This is a genomic window from bacterium, assembly GCA_036524115.1.
Taxonomy (GTDB): Bacteria; JAUVQV01; JAUVQV01; order JAUVQV01; family DATDCY01; genus DATDCY01.
On the sequence record DATDCY010000058.1, the window covers coordinates 1 to 15,741 of the forward strand.

General features: G+C 70.7%; 16 protein-coding genes. 1 reads left to right on the forward strand and 15 read right to left on the reverse strand.

Annotation, left to right across the window (positions count from 1 at the left end; all coding sequences use genetic code 11):
- The 7 genes from VI078_02640 to leuC form a co-directional block, all read right to left on the reverse strand.
- On the reverse strand, positions 1-762 hold a 762-nt coding region (locus tag VI078_02640; GenBank protein HEY5998179.1), incomplete at its 3' end, for a hypothetical protein.
- Positions 711-1,670, reverse strand: coding sequence for a hypothetical protein (locus VI078_02645; protein ID HEY5998180.1), 960 nt, complete (start codon positions 1,668-1,670; stop codon positions 711-713). The genes VI078_02645 and VI078_02640, both read right to left, overlap by 52 nt.
- On the reverse strand, positions 1,667-2,332 hold the full coding sequence (locus VI078_02650) for a prepilin-type N-terminal cleavage/methylation domain-containing protein (protein ID HEY5998181.1): 666 nt from the start codon (positions 2,330-2,332) through the stop codon (positions 1,667-1,669). Before VI078_02650 ends, VI078_02645 begins: the two co-directional genes overlap by 4 nt.
- The gene (locus VI078_02655) at positions 2,329-2,787 is read right to left on the reverse strand and encodes a type II secretion system protein (protein HEY5998182.1); all 459 of its coding nucleotides are present in this window, start codon (positions 2,785-2,787) and stop codon (positions 2,329-2,331) included. The genes VI078_02650 and VI078_02655 overlap by 4 nt, the downstream gene beginning before the upstream one ends.
- Positions 2,741-3,784: an aspartate-semialdehyde dehydrogenase gene (locus VI078_02660; protein ID HEY5998183.1), complete on the reverse strand. Its 1,044-nt coding sequence runs from the start codon at positions 3,782-3,784 to the stop codon at positions 2,741-2,743. The genes VI078_02655 and VI078_02660 overlap by 47 nt, the downstream gene beginning before the upstream one ends.
- A gap of 29 nt (positions 3,785-3,813) precedes the next feature.
- Complete coding sequence (locus tag VI078_02665; GenBank protein ID HEY5998184.1) at positions 3,814-4,308, reverse strand: 3-isopropylmalate dehydratase small subunit; 495 nt, start codon at positions 4,306-4,308, stop codon at positions 3,814-3,816.
- A complete protein-coding gene (gene leuC / locus VI078_02670) occupies positions 4,305-5,576 on the reverse strand; it encodes a 3-isopropylmalate dehydratase large subunit (protein ID HEY5998185.1) in 1,272 nt (423 codons plus the stop codon). The genes VI078_02665 and leuC overlap by 4 nt, the downstream gene beginning before the upstream one ends.
- Before the next feature lie 171 nt (positions 5,577-5,747).
- Here leuC and VI078_02675 point away from each other — a divergent pair, with 171 nt between their 5' ends.
- On the forward strand, positions 5,748-6,617 hold the full coding sequence (locus tag VI078_02675) for a universal stress protein (GenBank protein HEY5998186.1): 870 nt from the start codon (positions 5,748-5,750) through the stop codon (positions 6,615-6,617).
- Positions 6,618-6,689: 72 nt separating this feature from the next.
- Here the strand turns inward: VI078_02675 and VI078_02680 are convergent, their stop codons facing one another.
- From VI078_02680 to VI078_02715, 8 genes are all read right to left on the reverse strand, one after another.
- Complete coding sequence (locus tag VI078_02680) at positions 6,690-7,148, reverse strand: hypothetical protein (GenBank protein HEY5998187.1); 459 nt, start codon at positions 7,146-7,148, stop codon at positions 6,690-6,692.
- A gap of 42 nt (positions 7,149-7,190) precedes the next feature.
- Positions 7,191-8,372: a sulfite exporter TauE/SafE family protein gene (locus VI078_02685; GenBank protein HEY5998188.1), complete on the reverse strand. Its 1,182-nt coding sequence runs from the start codon at positions 8,370-8,372 to the stop codon at positions 7,191-7,193.
- A gap of 26 nt (positions 8,373-8,398) precedes the next feature.
- Positions 8,399-8,569 carry a hypothetical protein gene (locus tag VI078_02690; GenBank protein ID HEY5998189.1) on the reverse strand — a complete coding sequence of 57 codons (171 nt, stop codon included), beginning with the start codon at positions 8,567-8,569 and terminating at the stop codon, positions 8,399-8,401.
- Between the two features lie 27 nt (positions 8,570-8,596).
- Positions 8,597-9,337 carry a GntR family transcriptional regulator gene (locus VI078_02695; GenBank protein ID HEY5998190.1) on the reverse strand — a complete coding sequence of 247 codons (741 nt, stop codon included), beginning with the start codon at positions 9,335-9,337 and terminating at the stop codon, positions 8,597-8,599.
- Positions 9,338-9,588: 251 nt separating this feature from the next.
- Positions 9,589-10,962, reverse strand: coding sequence for a sigma-54 dependent transcriptional regulator (locus VI078_02700; protein HEY5998191.1), 1,374 nt, complete (start codon positions 10,960-10,962; stop codon positions 9,589-9,591).
- Positions 10,940-12,673, reverse strand: a complete 1,734-nt coding sequence (locus VI078_02705; protein HEY5998192.1) for an ATP-binding protein — start codon at positions 12,671-12,673, stop codon at positions 10,940-10,942. The genes VI078_02700 and VI078_02705 overlap by 23 nt, the downstream gene beginning before the upstream one ends.
- Positions 12,674-12,788: 115 nt before the next feature.
- Positions 12,789-15,242 (reverse strand): hypothetical protein, encoded by a 2,454-nt coding sequence (locus tag VI078_02710; protein HEY5998193.1) that lies wholly within the window; start codon positions 15,240-15,242, stop codon positions 12,789-12,791.
- Entirely contained in the window at positions 15,239-15,682 is a 444-nt protein-coding gene (locus VI078_02715) for an SAM-dependent methyltransferase (protein HEY5998194.1), read from the reverse strand. The genes VI078_02710 and VI078_02715 overlap by 4 nt, the downstream gene beginning before the upstream one ends.
- Between the last annotated feature and the right edge of the window lie 59 nt (positions 15,683-15,741).

Consider the following 15,741-nt stretch of genomic DNA (forward strand, 5'->3'; position numbering starts at 1 on the left):
GGCGGCCACGCGCGCCGTCGCCTCGTGCCGGCGTTCCGCCGCGGTGTCCGCGCCCGCGTCCCCGCCGCCCGCCGCGGCGATCGCGAAGGACTCGCGCCACGCGGGGTCGTCCACCGGGATGACCCGGGAGGACTCGACGCGGCCGTCGTCCACGAGATCGATGCCGATGGCCGAGGCCCCCACGTCGACGACGAGCGCCCGCCGGGACTCCGGCACTGCCGAGCGCAGCGCCGCCGCGACGGCGAAGGCCTCGGGCTGGATCGACGATGGCGCCAGGTTCGCCCGCCCGAGCAGCGCGATCACGCGCTCGAGGGCCGCCTTCGGCGCGGCGCCGAGCAGCACCGCGTGGCCCTCGCCCGCCGCCCGGCCTCCGGCCTTCCAGCCCAGAAGGAACTCGTCCCTCCGCCCGGGCAGATGGCGCTCCGCCTCGAAGCCGACGAGCTCCGGCAGGCTCGCCGCCTTCACCGGCGGCGTCTCGAACCGCCGCATGATGAAGTCCGCCCGCGGCACCCCCAGGGTCACCGCAACGCCCGCGGGCACGCGGCTGGCGATCAGGAACGAGGCGATCTCCTGCAGGAACGCGGGCTCGGCGTCCGGCCCCTGCGGCAGCGGCAGGCGCAGCGCGCCCGCGACCTCCGCCTTCCCGAGGCCCGAGCGCAGGCAGAGGCAGGAGAGGTGCCCGTCCGCGACGCTGACACCCAGGCGGTATTTCAGTGGCTTTCCTCTCTCCCGACCGGCTCGGGGCTGCTCGTGTCGTTCCAATATAGCAAGGCGAACGTCCGGGTGCCACCGGTGCCGCCCGTGTCGCCGCGGCTGACGACCGCCTGCACCGTGCGCTTCGGCGCGCCGGCGCCCGGGTCCCCCGTCGCCACGATGCGATAGATGCGCGACGGCTGCCCGCGGGGCACGCGCGCGATCTTCAGCTCCTCGCGGAGGGCCTTGGGCACCGTGGCGGCATTGGGCAGGATTTCACCCTCCAGGCTGTAGACCGTGAGCAGGTCGCGCAGTCCGGGGACGCGCTTCTCCCCCTCGCCGGTGCCGAAGAACAGCTCGGGCGTCACCCCGCGCACGAGCAGCAGCTCCTCGACCACGTCCAGCGGACCGTCCTTGCACGAGTACGGCGGGTCGAGCGAGCGGTAGTAGTCCTCCTCCGCGCCGTTGATCCGGTGCTCGCTGCCGACGTCGCGCCAGTCGAGGATGCTGTCGACGACCGTGTCCCGATCCGACCCCGGGGCCATGCCGCAGAGCTTCAGGACGCCGACGAGCACCGAGCGCTGCTGGATCCCGTTGATGGGCACCAGGCCGCTCTCGTCGCTGATCCGCCACGAGTACGTTCCGTCGCCGAGCGCCACGTCCTTCGCGAACGCCGGCGTGCCCGTGCCGTCGCCGCGGTAGTACAGGAGCAGGTCGCCCTTGTCCTCGTCGACCCCGACCGCCGTGATCCGATCGTCGAGGGCGGCGAGCGCCGCGCGGTAGCCGGCGATCGCCAGCGACCACCCGCGCAGGTCGTCGCGGCGGTTGCGCTCCGCGGCGGCGCGGACGCGGGTCGAGAAGATCGTCTCGCCGGCCACGACCGCCAGCAGCGCCAGCAGCCAGACCGCCAGCAGGAGCGCGACGCCCTCCTGGCCCGACCCGCGGCGGCGGCGCCGCCCGATGCGCGCCGCGCTCACGGCTGCACCGGGCTCGGCAGGGCCACCTCGACGCGGTAGCTCTGCGCCTCGGCGCCGGCAGCGCCCCCCAGCGCGAACTCAACCGTGACGCTCTTCGGCAGAAGCTCGTCGAGCGGGCTCCACTTCTGCGACGGCTCGTCCGCGGGCGGCGGCGGCGTCCCGGGAACGCTCTCGTCCGGCTCCACCTCGGGGCGCTTCACGACGCTCACCGAGAACCCCGTGACGTCCGGGATCGTCTCCTCCCGCCGCGCCTTGTGGTCCTTGAAGAAGTCCTTGTCGGGCCAGGGGTACTCGCGGTAGACGAGCTGCGGGCCCGCCTCGCCCTCCTCGAGCGAGTACGCGACCTGCAGCGGCGCGGCGCCCGCGGCCGCGCAGGTGACGAAGCGCAGCGCGCGGTCCCCCGCGTCGAAGGCGATCGCGTCCTGCCCCTCCTTGCTCGTCGGCGAGGGCACGGCCGCGCGCAGCTGGGCGGCGATGCGCTCGGCGACCACCCGCGCGACCACCTCCTCGCGGCCGCGCGTGAAGCCCGAGCGCCAGGCCCCGAGGCTGGTCGCGAGCGCCCCGGAGATGATGACGCCCGCGACGGCGAGGATGCTCAGCGTCAGGATCAGCTCGATCAAGGTGAGGCCGCGGCGATCGAGGAAGGCGGCCCGCGGGTTCATGGCTTCGCCTCCGGCTTGCCGCGCGGCAGCAGCGTGAGCAGCTCCCAGCTCGGCCCGCCCTGCGTCGAGACGGTCAGCCGCGCCTGGACCAGCTCGGCGCCGTGCGGCTCGCCCGCCGCTCCGGCCGCGGGGGCCGGCGCCCCCACCGGTTCGAGCAGCCAGTGGCAGCCGCCGACGTCCCCCTCCTCCGGCGACTCCGGCGCCTTCTTGCGGGTCGCGAGATCGCCGAGGACCTGCTCGGCGACGATCGACAGCCGCGCGCTGTCCGCGGCCTCGCGGCGCAGCCGCAGGGTCATGGCGATCCCCGGAAAGATGACGCCGAGCCCGATCCCGAGGATCGCGAGCGCCACGAGGACCTCGAGCAGCGTGAACCCCGCCGCCCGCCCCCGCTGCGCGGGATCGTGCGGGCTAGAGCCGATTCTCGCGGACGAGGATCTCCGCGATCTGGACGGCATTGGTGGCCGCCCCCTTGCGGATGTTGTCGGCGCTGATCCAGAGGTTGAGGCCGTGCTCGACCGAGATGTCCTCGCGGATGCGGCCGACGAAGGTCAGGTCCTGCCCGGCGGCCTCGATCGGCATCGGGTAGCGACGGTTCACCGGGTCGTCGACGACCTTGACGCCCGGCGCCTTCTCCAGGAGCGCGCGCGCCTCGGCGGGCGTGAGCTTGCGCTCGGTCTCGATGTTCACGGCCTCGGAGTGCCCGTAGAAGACCGGGACGCGCACCGTGGTCGCCGTGACGCGGATCGACTCGTCCTCCATGATCTTCTTGGTCTCGTTGACCATCTTCATCTCTTCCTTCGTGTAGCCGTTCTCGAGGAAGACGTCGATCTGCGGGATGACGTTGAAGGCGATGCGGTACGGGAAGACCTTCGGCGTGACCTCGCGGGCGTTGAGCAGGTCCGCCGTCTGGTGGAACAGCTCGTCCATCGCTTTCTTGCCTGCGCCGGAGGTCGCCTGGTAGGTCGAGACCACCACGCGGCGGATGCGCGCCGCGTCGTGCAGCGGCTTGAGCACGACCACCATCTGGATCGTCGAGCAGTTCGGGTTGGCGATGATGCCCTTGTGCCGCGCAATCGCGTGCGGGTTGACCTCGGGGACCACCAGCGGCACCGCCGGGTCCATGCGGAAGGCGTTGGTGTTGTCGATGCAGATCGCGCCCGCGCGCGCCGCCACCGGGCAGAAGCGCTCCGAGACCTTGCCGCCGGCCGAGAAGAGCGCCACCTGCACGCCCGCGAAGGAGTCGTCGTTCAGCTCCTGCACGACGTATTCGCGGCCCTTGAACTCGACCTTCCTGCCCGCCGAGCGCTCCGAGGCCAGCGCCCGCAGCTCGCGCACCGGGAACTCGCGCTCCGCGAGCACCCGCAGCATCTCCTGCCCCACGGCGCCCGTCGCGCCGACCACCGCCACCGCATAGCCCTGCTCCGTCATCGCGTCCTCGCTTCCTTCGCTCATCGCTCGCCGGCGCCGCAGCGGCCCCGGCGTCACTTCACCTTCTGGCCCTTGAGCCAGGCCATGAGGCCGCCGGCGGCGACCAGTTCCATCATGAACGGCGGGATCGGCGCGAACGCGTAGCGCTCCCCCCGCGTGTGGTTCACGATCCGGCCGGCGGCCAGGTCGATCTCGACCTCGTCGCCCTCGGCGATCGCCGCCGCGGCCTCGGCGGACTCGATCGCCGGCAGGCCGACGTTGAAGGCGTTGCGGTAGAAGATGCGGGCGAACGTCGGCGCGATCACCGCGGCCACGCCGCAGCCCTTGAGCGCCATGGGGGCGTGCTCCCGCGAGGAGCCGCAGCCGAAGTTCTTCCCCGCGACCACCACGTCGCCCGGCTGGACGCGCCGCGGGAAGTCCGGGCTCACGGGTTCCATGCAGTGCGCCGCCAGTTCCAGCGGGTCGATGGTCGTCAGGTAGCGCGCCGGGATGATGATGTCGGTGTCGACGTCGGCGCCGAACTTCCAGGCCTTGCCCCTGATGGTCACGGGTGCACCCCCAGTTCCCCCGGGTGGGCGATCCGCCCGAGCACCGCGGAGGCGGCGGTCACTGCGGGTCCGGCGAGATAGACCTCGCTCTGGAGGTGGCCCATCCGCCCGAGGAAGTTGCGGTTCGAGGTCGCGACGGCGACCTCCCCCTTCGCGAGGATCCCCATGTGCCCGCCGAGGCAGGGGCCGCAGGTCGGCGTGCTCACCGCCGCGCCGGCCTCGACGAAGAGATCGAGCAGCCCCTCCTTCATCGCCTGGCGGTAGATGTTCTGGGTCGCCGGGATCACGATCATCCGCACGTCGGGATGGACCGTGCGGCCGCGCAGCACGGCGGCGGCCTCGCGCAGGTCCGAGATGCGGCCGTTCGTGCAGGACCCGACGAAGGCCTGGTCGATGCGCACCGAGGCGACCTCGCTCACGCCGACCACGTTCGCCGGGGAGTGCGGCTTCGCGACCTGGGGTTCCAGCCCCGAGACGTCGACCTCGTGCACGGAGACGTAGGCGGCGTCCGCGTCGCTGGCGAGCTTCGCGTAGGGCACGGCGGTGCGGCCCCTGAGGTACTCGTCGACGACCGCATCCGCGGCGATGATGCCGTTCTTGCCGCCGCCCTCGATGGCCATGTTGCACATCGTCAGGCGCCCGTCGATGCCGAGCTTCCCGATCGCCGGGCCGCAGAACTCCATCGCCGAGTAGAGCGCGCCGTCGACGCCGATCCTGCCGAGCACGGCGAGGATGTAGTCCTTGCCACCGACCCAGGGCTTCGGCGTCCCCGTGAAGACGAACTTCAGCGACGGCGGCACCTTGAGCCAGGTCCAGCCGGTGACCCAGGCCGCCGCGATGTCCGTGCTCCCCATGCCCGTCGCGAACGCGCCGAGCGCGCCGTAGGTGCAGGTGTGCGAGTCAGCGCCGACGATCACCATGCCGGGTCGCACCAGCCCCGCCTCGGGCAGCAGCGCGTGCTCGATGCCCATCCGTCCCAGTTCGAAGTAGTTCGTGATCCTGTGCTTGCGGGCGAACTCCCGCATCACCCGGCACTGCTCGGCGGACTGGATGTCCTTGTTCGGCGAGAAGTGGTCGGGCACGAGCACGACCTTCTCGCGGTCGAAGACCTCGGCCGCGCCCGCCTTCTCGAACTCCTGGATCGCCAGCGGCGCGGTGATGTCGTTGGCGAGCGCCAGGTCCACCGGCACCCGCACGATCTGTCCCGGCGAAACCGCCGCCTCGCCGGCCTTCGCCGCGAGGATCTTCTCGGTGATGGTCATGCCCATGATGTCAGCCTGCACTTTCCCTTTGTCGTCAATCGTCGAATAGTACCACGCATGAGGACAATGACAAACAGCGCCGGAGCCCCCCGCCGGCGCTCCGTTCGCATCCGCTTCGCTTCCCCGCGCCTGCGTGCTATTGTTGGCGCAGGTGCACCCGCAGCAGAGGGAAGAGGCGTGAGCGGCTACCAGAAGGTCCTCGTCGCTGTCGACGGCTCGGAGGCCGGCACCAACGCGCTGCGGCAGGCCTGCCGCCTCAGCGCCGGCAGCCCCTGGCCGCCGACGGTCATGACCGCCTACCCGCGCCTGAAGGACACCGAGGTCGAGGTCATCAGCGGACGCGAGGACATCGGCGCGGCGCTGCGTGCCGAGGCGACGAAGGTCCTCGAGCGGGCGCGCGCCGCCGCCGAGGAAGACGGCTTCACCCTGTCCTGGTCGAAGGCCGTCGAGGGTTCCCCGTTCGAGGCCATCGTCGAGACGGCGCTCGCCGGGCGCTATGACCTGATCGTCGTCGGGCGCCGCGGACGCACGCGCCTCGAGCGCGCCTTCATGGGCAGCGTCACGGCGCGCGTCATCGGCTACGCGGACACCGACGTCCTGGTCGTGCCCCGTGATGCCGAACTCGCCTGGGATCGCGTCCTCGTGCCCACGGACGGCTCCCGCCACAGCCGCGCCGCGGTCGAGAGGGCGGTCGATCTCGCCAGCCACTACCGGGCGGCACTCGATGTCGTCTCCGTCGTCGACGCCGCCGACGAGTTCCAGTTCGCCGAGACGCCGGCCAACCTGCGCCAGCTCCTGGCCGCGCACGCCCACCAGGCCGTCGACTCGGCAGTCGCGACGGCCGCGGCGGGCGGCATCAAGGCGGAGGGCTTCGTGGCCGAGGGCGCCGCGCACGCCGCCATCGCCGGGCTCGTCAGGGAGCGGGGCACCACGGTCGTCGTCATGGGCAGCCACGGCCGCGGCGGCCTGCGGCGACTGCTGATGGGGAGCGTCGCCGAGAAGGTGATCGGGGCGGTTTCCTGCCCGACGCTGGTCGCGCGGCTGTAGGACGAGGCACGGCGGCGCGCCCCCGCCCGCCGCGGGTGGCGCACCGCCGCTCCTGCCTCGAGGGGTTGATCGTCAGGTCGCCAGCACCGACACCACGGGGCAGAACAGCTCCTGCTCGAGCATGTTCTGCGCGAACTCCCGCAGCGTGTCGATGAAGGCCTCGTGCTGGATCTCCTTGGTCGGCGTCGGCACGATCACCATCTTGACGCCCCGGTCCCGCACCACGGCGCGGATCACCTGTTCGACGCCGCCCTGCTCCGTGTGGACCACGGCGGCGATGCCCGCGTCGCGGCAGTACTGCACCGCGCGGTCGAAGAAGCCCAGCACGTCCGCGTGCAGCCGCTGCTCCACGCCGTCGTACGGGGCGATCTCGTAGGTGGCGAAGGCCATCCGGTCGACGGCCGCGAACTCGGGGAGGATGTTGAGCAGGACGAGGCCGGCCCCGATCTCGCGCGCGCGCTCGTCGCCGTAGCGGATGGTCCTGCGGAACGGCAACCCCGGCTGGATCAGCACCACGATCTTCTTGTCCACGGCTTGCGCCTCCTCGTTTCCCCGCTGTTTCCGCTGCGCGCCCTAGGCCAGCGCCTGGGCCTGCGCGGCCAGCTTGCGCTCGTACACGACGCCCTTGAGCATCTTGACGATGATCAGGGCGCTGAGCCCGCACGCCGCCCCGAGCATCAGGTACCCGGAGTAGTTGTTCCAGGCCTTGTCCAGCGCGTACGCGCTCTGCATCACGTCCGACTGCTGCGCGATCCAGGCCTTGACGGCCGGCTTGTTCATCATGATCCACTCGCTGATCTGGCCGTTCTCCTTGAGGCCGCTCGTCGCCTTCGCCCAGGACTTCAGCGAGGGCTCGTAGACGGCCTTGTAGTTCGAGGCGACCTGCTTGAAGACGACTGCGACGCCCGAGAGCAGCATCGTCACCGCGAAGTAGAGGCGGATCACGAGGCCCTTGACGTACTTGGTGGCCACGGTGCCGAACTGGGCCCCGACGGCCGCGCCGCAGAGCATGACGACCGCGGCGAGCAGCTCGACGCGGGCCTTCATGGCGTAGGAGAAGGCGCCGTACGCGCCGGAGATCATGACCTCGAAGAGGTCCGTGCCGACGGCGATCGTGGTCGGGCAGCCGATGACGTAGAGCAGGGCCGGCATCCGGATGAAGCCGCCGCCGACGCCGAGGAAGCCGGCGAGGAAGCCGGTGAAGACCGCCATGCCGCCGACCACCCAGAGGGAGATCCTGATCCCCGAGGCCTTGAGGTTGATCATCGGCGGGATGTTCAGGCTCTGCATCTTCAGGGCCAGGCCCGACGCGCCGGCGTCCTTGACCTTGGCGCCCGATGCACCCCGGGTGAGCTTGTAGTACTCGTAGAGCATGTAGATCCCGAGGCCGAAGAGCAGCGTCATGTACGTGATCCGCACGATCGGGCCGATGCGGCCCAGTTTCTCGAGGTACATGATCAGCGTCGCGCCCAGCTCGATGCCGATCCCGGTGAAGAGGATCATGATCAGCCCGAGCCGCATGTCCACGTTGCCGAGTTTCCGGTGCTTCGCGGTCGCCACGATCGACTTGCCCGCGATGTGCGCCATGTCCGTCCCGATGGCGTACGCCATGGGGAAGCCGAACACGTTGAGGGCCGGCGTGACCATGAAGGCCCCGCCGACTCCGAAGAACCCGCCGATGACTCCCACGGTGAGCCCGAGCAGCACGAGCTGCCAGGCCATGATTTCAACCCCGGCGATCGGTAGCGTCAGCATTTCCCTCACCTCCCCTCACCAGATGGTCAATGGTGGATCTCGATCTTGTCGTTCTTGATCCCGAGTGCCTTGAAGAACAACTCCGCAACGGTCGCGATCAGGAGACCCAATCCGGCCATCGTGGCCACGGTCAGCAACCCGAAGCCGACGTGGTTGTTCTGGTTGAGCTGCACCACCCAGTTCATGACGCCTTCCACGATCTCACCCCCTTTCCGCTCTGGCGCTCACAGCCGCTCGAACTCGAGAATCCGGTCGCAGCGGTCCAGGCACCGCAGCGTCTCCGCGCAGGCGACCGGGCGCTCCGCTCCGAGGTAGAAGAAGTGCCTGATCCGCAGCGCCGGGACACCGGGGCTGATCCCCAGCAGCGCGGCGTCGCGTTCGACCGGGACCCGCAGATCGGTCTTCTCGCGCAGCCGCTGGATCCGCGCGGCGCACCGCGCCTCGACGCAGGCGGAGAGGGGTGCCGTGGCGCCGCGCTCGCCGACGTCGCGCACGCTGGCGCGACAGGGGACGTACAGCCGCTCCAGCGCGAGGGGCAGGCCGTGCAGGACCGCCAGCCGCGCGAGATGCCAGCACTCATCCGCCGCGCCCAGGCTCAGGTGGTCGGCGACGTCGGCGGGGGGCGGGACCGTGGCGCGCTCGAGCACCTGGTACCGCGGCGCGACGCTGAACTCCATGCGCTCGGCGTTCAGGTGGATCGCCATCCGGATGCACTCCTCGGGAATCCTCCGTCTGACGAACGTCCCCTTCCCCTGGACCTTCTGGAGGTATCCCATGGCGACCAACTCCTCGATCGCCGACCTGACGGTGGTCTTGCTGACGCCGTAGCGGACGCACAGGTCGTCCTCGGTGGGGATCCGCTCTCCGTCCTTCCATTCGCCGCGCTCGATCGGCCTCCGCAGGATCTGGAGAAGCTGGGCGTAGAGCTTGTCGGGACGCCGCCGATCCACCGTGCTCACGTTCACCGTCGCCTCCCCTTTTCTTTCGTCGAGGTTGCTGCCAGAATCATTCGCAAAGCCGGTGCCAAGAACAAAGATCCACTAAATCAAGTAGTTAGCTGATCAAGGGGGCGGGCGCAGGGTGCAAGACAAACTTGCACCAAGACATGTGACTGAGCGCTCAGATAGGGATTGAGCTTACAATTCAGCTAGTTAGTTCTTTGAGAAGCCACTCTGACCGGGGCGTGCAAGAAATCCATGCACGCAAGTGGAGATTGCTAATCTTCGCGCAGGCCATCCACCGCGATGCCAAGCTCCTTCATCTTCTGCTGGAGTCCCTGGCGGTGCATGTTCAGGAGGCGGGCCGTCTTCGAGATGTTGCCCCCGCACTCCTGCAGCGCCGCGCGCACGAACTGCTGCTCGAACTCGTGGCGCGCGGCCTTCAGCGGCTTGAACGCAAAGGCGTGGGGCTTCCCGCGCGCCTCGCGAAGCGCCGGCGGCAGATCCGCGACCTGGATCTCGCTGCCGCGCGCAAAGGCGACCGCGTACTCGATCGCGTTCTCCAGTTCCCGCACGTTCCCCGGGAACGGGTAGGCGATCAGCGTCTCCAGCGCGGCGGGGGCGATGCCGACGACCCGGCCGTCCGCGCGCTTGGCGGCGAACTTCTGCAGGAAATGGACGACGAGCATCGGGATGTCCTCCCGCCGTTCGCGCAACGGCGGCAGGTGGATCGAGATCACGTTGAGCCGGTAGAACAAGTCCTCCCGGAAGCTGCCGTCCGCGAGCCCCCGCCGCAGGTCGCGGTTGGTCGCGGCGAGTATCCGGATGTCGGCCTTCGTCGGATGCGGCGACCCCACCTTGTGGAACTCGCCCTCCTGGATGACCCGCAGGAGCTTGACCTGGAAGTCCGGCGTCGTCTCCGCGATCTCGTCGAGGAACAGCGTGCCCCACGCCGCCAGCTCGAGAAAACCGCCCTTGTCCTTGGCCGCGCCGGTGAAGGCCCCCTTGACGTACCCGAAGAGCTCGGCCTCGATCAGCTCGCGCGAGAGCGCGCCGCAGTTGACCGGCACGAAACGCCGCTCGCGCCGCGGCGAATTGTAGTGGATCGCCCGCGCAACCAGCTCCTTGCCGGTCCCCGACTCCCCCGTGATCAGGACGTTGCTGTCGCTGCTCGCCGTCTGCTTGATGATCTCGAAGATCTCCTGCATCCGGGCGCTCTTGGCGACCAGCGTCTCGAAGCTGAAGTGCTGCGTCAGCTCCCGCCGCAGGTGGTCGACCTCGCGGGTGAGCGCCGCCCGCTCCAGCGCCCGCTTGACGACGATCCTGACCTTGTCCGAGAACAGCGGCTTGGTGAGGTAGTCGTACGCGCCCAGCTTGATCGCCTCCACCGCCGACTCGATCGACGCGAAGCCGGTGATGACGACGACCGAGGTCGCCGGGCTGCGCTGCTTGACCCGGGTCAGGACGTCCAGGCCGCTGGCGTCGCCGATGCGCAGGTCGGTGACGACGATGTCGAACTCGCGCTCGTCGACCAGGGCCAGCGCCCGCTCGCCCCGGTCGGCAGCCGTCACCTCGTGCCCGGCCTTGGCCAGCAGCAGCTCCAGCGCCTTCAGGGTGGCGGGGTCGTCGTCAACAACCAGCGCCCGTGCCATCGCTCTCCTCCCGTCGCAGGGGCACGACGATCGTGAAGGACGTCCCCGCCCCCGGGACGCTCTCGACCGTGATCCTCCCGCCGTGCCTCTCCACGATCTTCTTGGTGATCGCCAGCCCCAGGCCGGTGCCGCCGATCTCCTTGCGCGTCGTGAAGAAGGGCCGGAAGATGAACGGCAGGTTCTCCGGCGGGATGCCGACGCCCCGGTCCGCGACGGTGATCGAGAAGCTGCCCTCGTCGCCGGCGCCCCGGATGTCGATCACGCCGCCCGGCGGCGAGAAGTGAAAGGCGTTGGCCAGCACGTTCACCAGCGCCTGGTAGACGAGCACCCGGTCGAGGACCGCCGCCTCGGGCAGCCCGGCGAGATCGACGTCGAGCCGGACGTCCGCGCCGCGGTTCTGGGCGCGCACCACCTCGCAGGCGTCGCGGACGAGCGCCGCCGGCTGCGCCACCTCCAGGTTCAGGGGATCGCGGCGCGCGAAGTCCACCAGCTCCCGCAGCACCGACTGGCACCGCCGTATCTCGTTGAGCATCAGCGCCACGTTCGCCTTCCTCGCCGGGTCATCCTGAAAGTCTTCGTAGAACCCGCCGAGGAAGATCGCGACCGACGTCAGGGGGTTGTTGATCTCGTGGACGATCTCGGCGGCCAGCAGCCGCATGGCGCTCGTCTTGCGGGCCTCGACCAGCTCGTCCTGGCGGCCGACGAGTTCGCGGTTCGCCTCGGCCAGCCGCTCGAGCGCGTCCTTCAGCTCGCCCTGGACGGCCCCGAGGCGGCGGACGGTGCTGTTGTAGGCGGCGACGAAGGAGTGGACCTCGTCGGGGAGGCCGTGCGCCGACAACTCGACGCCGTGGGAGAAGTCGCCGGCGGAGAGGTCGCCGAACGAGCGCTCGATCGACTTGAGCGAGCCCAGGACGCTGCGGGTGATCAGGAAGGCGACGCCCGCGATCGAGCCGACGAGCAGCAGGAACGAGGCGACGAAGAGCTTTTTCGAGGCGGTGATGGTCCGCGTGATCTCCTCGCGCTCGCGCGTCGAGAACCGCGCCGTGATGGCCTCGATCCGCCGGCCGGTCTCACGGATCTTCTCGACCAGCGCATCCTTGACCGCCTGGTTGTCGGCGAGGGCGGCGATGGCCTTCAGGTACGGTCCGAGAGCCGGCTCGATGCCGGGCTGGCGTGCGAGCATCTCCTGCGCGATGTGCCGCAGCCGCTCGAGCGCCTGCGCCTCGCGGTAGATCAGGTAGTTCTTCTCGAACCGTCGCAGCTCCAGCGCCTGCGCCCTGTCCCGCGCGTCCCGCTCCACCGCGCGGCCCAGCGGCCGGATGTCCTCGAGGAGCTTCTTCTTGAGTTCGACGCACTGGATGATGCCGGCCGCGGTCTCCCGGTAGGTGCGGTAGTCATCGAGGAGCGCGTCGTAGTCCTCGGGATTCAGGATCGCGAGAATCTCGGAGCGCTTCGCGTTCGTCCGCGCCTCGATCTGCGCGAGGTACTGATGGAACGTCCTGACGTTGCTCTCCTCGTAGAGCAGCAGGATGTTCTTCTCGTAGCGGCGCAGCTCGAGCAGGTTCAGGTTGATGTCGTCGGCGACCTCGATCAGCGAGACGCGATACGAGATCCGGTCGATGCTGTAGATGGCATAGAGGGCGACCCCGAGCGCGAGAACGCCAGGCAGCACCAAGCTGAGGAGGACGTGCTTCCAGAGCTTGAAATGCACGTTCTTCGAACCCCCCGCCGTCCGTGGACCTCCCTCTGCCGTGGATGGGGCTTCGTATTCCTTGTACCCGAGTCAGGATTTCGGTGTCAACAGCAGCGGCCGGTCCGCTCCGCCGTCACCTCCCCCGCCCGCCGTCCCCGGCGCCCCGTGCCTCGCCGTATGCGGGGAGCCGCGCGAAGATCGCCTCCAGCCGCGCGGCATCCGCGTACTCGCCCCGTCCCAGGTGCCAGGCATAGCGGTCCAGGGCCCAACCGGCCGCCCGCCACTCCTCGACGCGCGCGTCGTAGCCGGCGAAGAAGCGCCCCCCGGGGTTGCCGGGGAGCCCGAAGACGTCCGCGGCGAGCGCCAGGAACGACTCGCCCCGCAACAGTTCGCGCCCCGGGCGCGCGGCCAGGTATTCCAGCCGCGGGCGGTCCACCGTGGTCACGGGCACGCCGCGCAGCAATTCGCCGTCGCGCTCCAGCGGTCCGACGTACATCGACAGAATCCCGGACTCGTGCGCGAGGAGCGCCTCATCGCGCGCCGACGGCGGCCGCCGCAGCAGCCCCGCCGCGATCGCCCCGACGTCGATCCGCTCGGCGCCGACGAGCGCGACCACGGGCCGCTCGATGCCCGCGCCCAACTCCCAGAGGGTCACCGCCGCGAACTCCTCGGCCATGGTCCGGGCGATGACGAGGAATTCCTCCCGCGTGAGTTGGTACAGCGGCAGCCAGACGACGGCGACGCCGCCCCGGGCCAGCCGCCGGCCCACCGCGCGGAAGTGCTCGCGGCTGTAGAGCAGCGACGCGCCCTCGTTCCACGGTGTGACGACGTCGCTCGCGATGATGTCGTAGCGGTCGGGGTTGGCATCAAGGAACCGCCGCCCGTCCGCGACGACCAGCCGGACGCTGGGGTCGCCCAGCACCTGCCGGTTGACGTCCCCGAAGAACTCCCGCGCGGCCGCCGCGACCTCCGGGATCAACTCGATGAGCGTGATCCGCTCGATGTTCGCGCCGAGGAAGCCGCTGGCGCTGAGGCCGGTGCCGAGGCCGATCATCGCCAGGCTCCGCGCCCCCGGCCGCAGGACCGTCGGGAAGATTCCGAGGCGCACGGTAGCCGCAGGATTTCCGGCCGCCGCCTCGAGGAGATACGTGTTGTTCAGCCAGAGCGTCCTCGCCCGCCCCGGATAGTCGATGACCGAAACAACGCCGTAACGCCCCTCACGCGCCGACACGACCGTCCCGGGCGACCCGCCGTACGGGTCGCGCGGCGTGACCAGCGGCAACCGCCACGGCGCCAGCAGCGCGATGAGACCCGCACCGATCGCGACGCCTCCCCACCGCAACGGCGCCCTCCCCCCGACCGGCAGCGCCAGGTACCCCGCCAACACCACGGTCAGCGTCCCCCACATCCCCACGGTGAACAGCAGCAGGGGGGCCGCCGCGATCCCGAGAGCGCAGCCGGCCGCGTTCACCGCGACGAGCGGACCGACCACGGCGTCCGGGGGCCCGTGCCGGCTCGCCGCAGCGCGGAGCACCATTGGAAACAGCAGCGATGCGCAGGCCGAACCGACGAGGACGAGCGGCGCGGCGCGCGCGGCCGCGACGGTGAAGCCCTCGGCGTTCGCGACGAGGTGGATCGCCAGACCGTCGGTGCGGTGAACCCAGAGCCTGGCGGCAGCCGCGGCGCCCGCGACGATGCCCGGCAGCAGCAGGGGCAGCGTCGGCGGCGCAGCGGCGATGCGCGCGGGCAGCAGCGCGACCACGCACCCGGCGGCCGCGAAGACGCCAATGCTGACCGCGGAGACCGCGCCGAACGCATAGACCGAGTTGTCGGAGTCGAGCGCCACGAGACGCATCCAGAGCCCCTGCAGGAGCAACGAGCACGTGCCCGAGCCGGCCGCCAGAACGAGCAGACGGGCCGGGAGCCCGGGCGTCGCCGCCGCACCAGCCGCCTCGGTCCCTGCGTCAGGCTCGCCCGCGTCCCCTGCCCCTTCGGCCGCGCCGCTGGCCCACCGCACGACGAGCACCGCCGCCAGCAGCAGCGCGGCGCCGACTGCCGCAGTCGCCCGAAAGCCGACGCTTCGAGGCAGCAGCATCCCTCCCAGGACGGCGCCAGCCAGCGACCCGGCGGTCTGCGCGACGTAGAGGGGCACGAAGTCGCGTCCCACGACCAGGCGCCCGACGGCCGGGTAGAAGGCGCCGAGGAAGACGCTCGGCGCCGCCAGCAGGAGCGTCGTCAGCACCACAGCGGCGGCCCGCCCCGCGAGCGGCGCCACCAGCGGGTGCGCCGCGAGTTCGTCGAGGTGCGCCGCGAGCAGCCCCGGGACGACGATCGAGAGCGCGAGGGTGGCCGCCAACCCGGCGACGAATCCGTTCCCGCTCACCCGCCGCGGCCCGGCGCCGCGCCACCACCAGCTCCCCGCGGCCACGCCGCAGAAGAACGCGAACAGGACGCTCGCATAGGCCTCGGGCGAACTGCCGAGGAGGACGACCTGCTGGCGGACCCAGACGCTCTCGAGAATGAGCGTCCCGGCGCCGTGCAGGACGAAGGCCGCCGCGCCGGCGCGCGCGCCCCGGCCGACCGTCAAACGCCGGACCCGCCGGCGGCCGGGCTCTCCGCGCGCATCGCGGGCTTGACGTCGAGCAGCGGCGTCCCGGTGATGCAGTCGAGGCCGCGGACCTGGAGGACCGGCCCTTCCATCGCCTCGATCGAAACCACCGCCGCGCCGATGGGGTTCGGCCGGTGGGGCGTGCGCGCCGCGAACGCGCCGGCGACCTTGCCGGAGCGGCGCACGCCCACGAGCGGCTTGTCGCGGTGCGCGCGGTCGAGCCAGTAGAGCACGAGGATCCGGTCGCCGACCTCGAGCCCCTTGAGGCCCGCGACGTATGCCGGATCGACGACGATGCGGCACGGCGGCCCCCCGGGGTTGACGGTGTAGGGGCAGTCGTCAGGCGTCTGGTAGGGCGTCTCGATGTGCCCGATGAACGCCAGGCTCGGGGCCCCTTCGCCGCTCTGCCGCTTGGTCATGGGACCATCGTACTGCAAATCCGACAGAAATTTCCAGGTATCAGGCCCAAGTCCGCGCG

Coding starts and splice junctions, on each gene's coding strand:
- VI078_02650 (HEY5998181.1), bottom strand. CDS start 2,332: ATGAACCCGCGGGCCGCCTTCCTCGATCGCCGCGGCCTCACCTTGATC.
- VI078_02655 (HEY5998182.1), bottom strand. CDS start 2,787: ATGCCGTCCAGATCGCGGAGATCCTCGTCCGCGAGAATCGGCTCTAGC.
- VI078_02660 (HEY5998183.1), bottom strand. CDS start 3,784: ATGAGCGAAGGAAGCGAGGACGCGATGACGGAGCAGGGCTATGCGGTG.
- leuC (HEY5998185.1), bottom strand. CDS start 5,576: ATGGGCATGACCATCACCGAGAAGATCCTCGCGGCGAAGGCCGGCGAG.
- VI078_02685 (HEY5998188.1), bottom strand. CDS start 8,372: ATGCTGACGCTACCGATCGCCGGGGTTGAAATCATGGCCTGGCAGCTC.
- VI078_02700 (HEY5998191.1), bottom strand. CDS start 10,962: ATGGCACGGGCGCTGGTTGTTGACGACGACCCCGCCACCCTGAAGGCG.
- VI078_02715 (HEY5998194.1), bottom strand. CDS start 15,682: ATGACCAAGCGGCAGAGCGGCGAAGGGGCCCCGAGCCTGGCGTTCATC.